Genomic DNA, 5,728 nt, shown 5'->3' with positions numbered 1-5,728 from the left:
GCTTTCGCCCATTGTCCAATATTCCCCACTGCTGCCTCCCGTAGGAGTCTGGACCGTGTCTCAGTTCCAGTGTGACTGATCATCCTCTCAGACCAGTTACGGATCGTCGCCTTGGTGAGCCATTACCTCACCAACTAGCTAATCCGACCTAGGCTCATCTGATAGCGCAAGGCCCGAAGGTCCCCTGCTTTCTCCCGTAGGACGTATGCGGTATTAGCGTTCCTTTCGAAACGTTGTCCCCCACTACCAGGCAGATTCCTAGGCATTACTCACCCGTCCGCCGCTGAATTCAGGAGCAAGCTCCTGTCATCCGCTCGACTTGCATGTGTTAGGCCTGCCGCCAGCGTTCAATCTGAGCCATGATCAAACTCTTCAGTTCAAACATCTTTGGGTTTTGAGAAAACCCTAAACTTGGCTCAGCAATCGTTGGTTACATCTTTGATTTCTCGCGGAGTAACTTGTGATGCTGATAATCTGTTGACTAGCAGTCTGACTCCACAAGCACCCACACGAATTGCTTGATTCAGTTGTTAAAGAGCGGTTGGTTAAGAGCTTTCGTCTCAACCGAGGCGCGCATTCTACAGCACCTTTTTCAAAAAGCAACCTTAAAAGTTTCTGTTTTTACTTAATAAAATCAGCTACTTAAGCCAGACCAGCAGCAAACTGCTCGTCAGCGGGAGGCTAATACTACAGCATTAAAATACGCGGTCAACCCCCTACTAAAAATTCTTTTCCTTCCAGCGCACCCATTGCAGTTTTCATCCTGGTTCAAGTTCATATATGGATACCGACGTTAATTCCCCAGGGTCGTTCAGGTGTGAAACAAGTCTGCTGTCGCCTCACGACCCGCCGTCAACGAGTCTCACCCTGTGGCAATCAGAGGGTCCAAGTTTCTGACCGCTTGATGAACGAACATCAAGCGGCATCAGAGGCTGGCCGGACTCGTTATCCAGCAGTACAGAACGCGTCTCGTCCGGTTTGAACAGGAAACGTTCGCCCCACTGCCTCAAGCTGACCACAACCGGAAAGATCTCCCGTCCTTTTTCCGTCAGTACGTACTCTTTATAGGCGCTGCCATCTGATGCCGGTCTGACATCGAATACCCCGACTTCAACCAGGGTTTTCAGTCGCGATGCCAGAATATTCTTGGCTACGCCCAGGCTCTTTTGAAATTCGCTGAAGCGGCGAATGTCGTCGAAGGCGTCGCGGATGATCATGAGCGACCAGCGATCACCGATGGCCTCAAGTGTTCTTGCTACCGGGCATTCGCTGCTTTGCGGTGAAGTGTCTGCGACCATCTTTTTGACCTTCCAGAATATCGATTTGCCAAGTCTGCCCACCGGCCCGGCACAATGTGGTTGCAATTTGAAACAAGATCCGACAACAATCGATCAGGTTTTGAATTGAAACCAGTTTAGCGCCATGGAGGCGTACATGACAGCAGATGCCGACTCAGCTACCAAACGTTTCTCCAGCCAGCCTTCGGCACTACCGCCTGCGGACACTGAAAAAAGCGGCAGGACTGACCGATCTACAGGACTTTCTCCGTCGCTCACGTTGTTGTTTTCTTTCACCTGCGCGCTTGCAGTAGCCAACGTTTATTTCGCACAACCATTACTCGACTCAATGGCTCAGAGTCTGGGTGTGGCCTCATCAACGATCGGAGTCGTAGTGACTGCGACTCAGGCTGGATACGCGCTGGGGTTGCTGTTCATCGTCCCTCTCGGCGATCTGGTCAACCGCAAGCGACTGGTCCTGACTCAAGTACTGCTGTCTGCCATTGCGCTGGCGGCAGTCGGCGCATCACAGCAATGGCTGGCACTGCTGGGGGCCATGATCGTGATGGGCTTGCTGGCAGTGGTCGTTCAGGTGCTTGTGGCATACGCCGCGGTGCTGGCAACGCCATCACAACGCGGGCAAGCCGTGGGGACGGTAACCAGTGGCATTGTCCTGGGCATTCTATTGGCGCGGTTTACCTCTGGCCTGATTGCGGACATCGCGGGCTGGCGCGCCGTTTACTTTGTGTCCTCGGCAATGATGCTGACCCTCGCGGCAGTGTTGTGGAGAGCGGTTCCTGTCACAGCGTCGCCAAGGCATCAAGACACCTATCCGGTGCTCGTGGGTTCGCTCTTCAAACTATTCATCACCGAGCGCACGCTGCGCGTCAGGGGCCTGCTGGCCCTGCTGATCTTTGCCGCTTTCTCCGTGCTATGGACATCCATGGTTCTGCCATTGAGCGCCCCGCCGCTGTCGCTTTCACACACGGCCATCGGCCTGTTTGGCCTGGCTGGCGTAGCCGGCGCGCTAGCTGCCAGAAGAGCCGGTCGCTGGGCCGATCAAGGCTTGGGGCAACGGGTGACCGGTATTTCGCTGGGGCTCCTGACGTTGTCCTGGCTGCCCATCACGTTTGCCGAGACATCCCTGGTCGCGCTGGTCTGCGGCGTAGTGTTGCTCGACTTCGCGGTACAGGCAGTACACGTCACCAACCAGAGCATCATTTTCGCGGCACGACCTGATGCCCAAAGTCGCATGGTCGGCGCCTATATGTGCTTCTACTCGGTTGGCAGCGCACTGGGCGCCGCAGCCGCGACCCAGGTGTATGCGCTATGGGGCTGGATGGCAGTCAGCCTGCTGGGCGCCTCGATCAGCGTCAGTGCCCTGGTTCTGTGGTTTCTCACGCGTTATTGCTCAACGGCCAATAAAGGAAGATCAACATGAAAGTCAGGCACCTGCTGCTCGCCATCTCGATCACTGCCATATGGGGAGTGAATTTCTCGGTTATCAAACTGGGCCTCACCACCGTTGACCCGCTGATGCTTGCTGGCATTCGCTTCACGCTTTGCGCACTCCCCGCGATCTTTTTCATTCCAAGACCTGATGTGCAGTGGCGTTACATCATCGGTTACGGCCTGGTCTTCGGTATCGGACTTTGGGGCGTCGTCAATCTTGGCATCAAGTCTGGTCTGTCGGCAGGCATCGCGTCGCTGGTGCTTCAGTTCAGCGCGTTTTTCACCATCCTGCTCGGCTCATGGATATTCAAGGAAGCGATTTCCCGATTTCAGTATGCGGGCATGGCTCTCGCGTTGTGCGGCTTGATGAGCATCATCTCCATCGTTGACGGGACAGTCACCATGGCCGGCCTGAGCCTGGTGCTACTGGGAGCGGTTGCCTGGAGTGCAGCCAACGTGATCATCAAGAAAGCCAGGACCACGCAAGTCTTCGCCTTCCTGGTGTGGTCGAGCGCGTTTTCGCCCATCCCTCTTTTCGCGCTTGATTACGCGGTCAACGGCTCGACGGGTTACAGCGCCTTACTGGATCAACTCGACTACCGCGCCGTCCTGTCGATCCTGTTCCAGGTGTACCCCAATACACTGCTGGGCTACTGGGTATGGAATTCACTTCTGAAACGTTATCCAGTGTCGACAGTCGCGCCATTATCGTTACTGGTGCCGGTCTTCGGGTTGCTCGGTTCAGTGATGATTTTCAATGAAAACCTGTCGGCCAACAAAATCATCGCCGTCGCTCTCATTGTCTCAGGCCTTGGCATCGGCTTGTTCGGACAGCGCATCTTCGGTGCCTTGCTCAAGCGTACTGACCGGTGCCATCCATAGGCGGTGGCGCTATACCCAAACCACACAGCCTGCGGTCAAATGGCCCACGGAGGCGAAGGGATAAACTTTGACTCGATCCATTGTTTGAACGCGACAACCACGGCACCAGGAAATTTGGCCGATGGCCTGACCAGATAGACCCCACCTGCGGTATCCAATTGCCAGTCAGGAAGCACATGCAGCAGTTTCCCGGCAGCAATATCACGACTCATCAACCAGTCACCTGCCCCCAGGATTCCCGCATCGGCGCGGGCCGCGGCAAGTAGTGATTCGCTGTCATTGGCGGTCAGGTTTCCTTTAGGGGAAACCGCTTGAAGTTCGTTGCCGCGATGGAGTCTCCACTGGGGAAAAGACGCAAGACCGCTGAAGCGAAGGCAATTGTGCTTGATCAAATCCTGCGGAGTTTCGGGCATGCCGTGCTTTTTGATGTAGGCAGGCGAGGCGCACAGAATCCGGCGATGGTCGCTCAGCTTCCGGGCGATCAACCGGTTGTCTTCCAGTTCTCCAATCCGGATGGCAGCGTCAAAACCTTCATCAATGATGTCGACCAGGCGCTCGCTATAATCGGCAAGGATCGAGACCTGCGGATAAGCCGCAAGAAACTCCGGCAGCATCGGGCCAAGCCAAAGCCGTCCCATGGCTGCGGGCAGTGCAAGTCGCAAAGTACCGCGAATTTCGCTGGCACCTTCGGCCGCTTGCTGCTGTGCTTCATCCATCAACCCAATGGCTGAGCGAAGACGCTGTTCCAGCCTGGCACCGACTTCAGTGATTCGCACCTGTCGGGTCGAGCGCTCCACGAGCCGAACGCCAAGGCGCTTTTCCATTGCCGCGAGCCGCTTTGAGACGACGGTTGGGTGTCGCTGCAATAGCCGGCCGGCACCGACAAATGAGCCTTGCGAGGCCACGGCCAGAAACGCAGCGATTTCGTCACTGTGCTGATTATTCAGAACATCAGGATTCATGGTTTTAGAATGATCGCCCCCGAAGAACGCCCCGACTCCAGATCGGCATGTGCCAATGCTGCATCGGCCAGCGAGTAGCTGGCCCGGATCCGGGGCTTGATGATACCCGCGCTTATCGCGGCCAAAACATCCTGTGCACGCTCCTGGTACTCAGCGACACTCGCCGTATGGGCTGCCAACGAAGGGCGTGTCAGGAACAGCGAGCCTTTGGCATTGAGTGTCGACAGCTCCACGGCGGACGGCGCACCGGATGAAGCGCCGAACGATACCATCAGGCCACGGGGTCGCAAGCTGTCCATGGATGCCTGGAAAGAAACACGCCCTATCGGGTCATAGACGACGTCGACCTTTTTCCCGCCAGTGATACGTGCGACATCCGATGCCAGGCTGTCAGCATCAAACACCAGGACTTCATCGCAGCCCGACGCTCTGGCCTTTTCGACACTGGCCTGTTTTGAAACCACGCCAATCACGGTGGCACCCAGGTGTTTGGCCCACGGCACCATGATCTCCCCCAGCCCTCCAGCCACACCGTAGAGGAGAATGGTCGTGCCCTGCCCTACGGGATAGGTGGTTTTCAAAAGGTACTGCGCAGTGATGCCCTTGAACATGACGGCTGCGGCATCATCGAACGAGAGCGTATCCGGAATCCTGACCAGGCGCTCCGCTGGATAAAGCCGGGCGCAAGCATAGGAACCAACGGGACCGGTGGCATAGGCGACACGATCCCCTACTTGCACATTGCTGACACCGGCACCTACAACGGCGACACGCCCGGCGCCTTCCAGTCCAAGCCCGGATGGCAATGCAATGGGCACCGCGCCCTTGCGCTGGGTGACGTCGAGGAAGTTGACACCAATGGCTTCTTGCTTGAGCCAGACCTCACCTGGCCCTGGCGATTGTTCGCTCAGTGCCTCCAGGTTCAGTACTTCAGGATTGCCGCACTGGCTAAACCGGATCGCAGATACCATTGTCATTTCCCCTTCAGTCAGAAGCTGCCTTCACATAGATGCCGCCAGTGTGAGCACTGACCTTCCAACGAACAAGACGGGTTGCGTGCAGATCATTAGTGCACAGATTGCAGCAATCACATCGCAGATGCCACGGGTCATTGCGTGGAACGATGCGGGTCGTAGTGATTCTGCAGACGTCACA

At 56.3% G+C, this 5,728-nt stretch carries 5 protein-coding genes and 1 rRNA gene; 2 read left to right on the top strand and 4 right to left on the bottom strand.

Translation table 11 applies throughout. The annotated features are described in order from the left end of the window. Both ACRESJ_RS30805 and ACRESJ_RS30800 read right to left on the bottom strand, forming a co-directional pair. Positions 1–379: ribosomal RNA gene (locus tag ACRESJ_RS30805) — 16S ribosomal RNA — on the bottom strand; the annotation flags it as partial. 460 nt (positions 380–839) lie between these two features. Then, a complete protein-coding gene (locus tag ACRESJ_RS30800) occupies positions 840–1,298 on the bottom strand; it encodes a winged helix-turn-helix transcriptional regulator (protein WP_431761275.1) in 459 nt (152 codons plus the stop codon). Positions 1,299–1,434: 136 nt separating this feature from the next. Between ACRESJ_RS30800 and ACRESJ_RS30795 the strand changes: the two genes are divergently transcribed. Next, positions 1,435–2,718 carry an MFS transporter gene (locus ACRESJ_RS30795; RefSeq protein WP_431761274.1) on the top strand — a complete coding sequence of 428 codons (1,284 nt, stop codon included), beginning with the start codon at positions 1,435–1,437 and terminating at the stop codon, positions 2,716–2,718. Further along, positions 2,715–3,611, top strand: a complete 897-nt coding sequence (locus ACRESJ_RS30790; RefSeq protein WP_431761273.1) for an EamA family transporter — start codon at positions 2,715–2,717, stop codon at positions 3,609–3,611. Before ACRESJ_RS30795 ends, ACRESJ_RS30790 begins: the two co-directional genes overlap by 4 nt. A 35-nt stretch (positions 3,612–3,646) precedes the next feature. Here ACRESJ_RS30790 and ACRESJ_RS30785 read toward each other — a convergent pair whose 3' ends face one another. Together ACRESJ_RS30785 and ACRESJ_RS30780 are read right to left on the bottom strand one after the other, a co-directional pair. Beyond that, positions 3,647–4,573 (bottom strand): LysR family transcriptional regulator, encoded by a 927-nt coding sequence (locus ACRESJ_RS30785; RefSeq protein ID WP_431761272.1) that lies wholly within the window; start codon positions 4,571–4,573, stop codon positions 3,647–3,649. Beyond that, the gene (locus tag ACRESJ_RS30780) at positions 4,570–5,544 is read right to left on the bottom strand and encodes a quinone oxidoreductase family protein (protein ID WP_431761276.1); all 975 of its coding nucleotides are present in this window, start codon (positions 5,542–5,544) and stop codon (positions 4,570–4,572) included. Before ACRESJ_RS30780 ends, ACRESJ_RS30785 begins: the two co-directional genes overlap by 4 nt. Between the last annotated feature and the right edge of the window lie 184 nt (positions 5,545–5,728).

Source organism: Pseudomonas sp., from assembly GCF_050739655.1.
Lineage (GTDB): Bacteria > Pseudomonadota > Gammaproteobacteria > Pseudomonadales > Pseudomonadaceae > Aquipseudomonas.
This window is presented reverse-complemented; position numbering and strand designations above follow the sequence as displayed.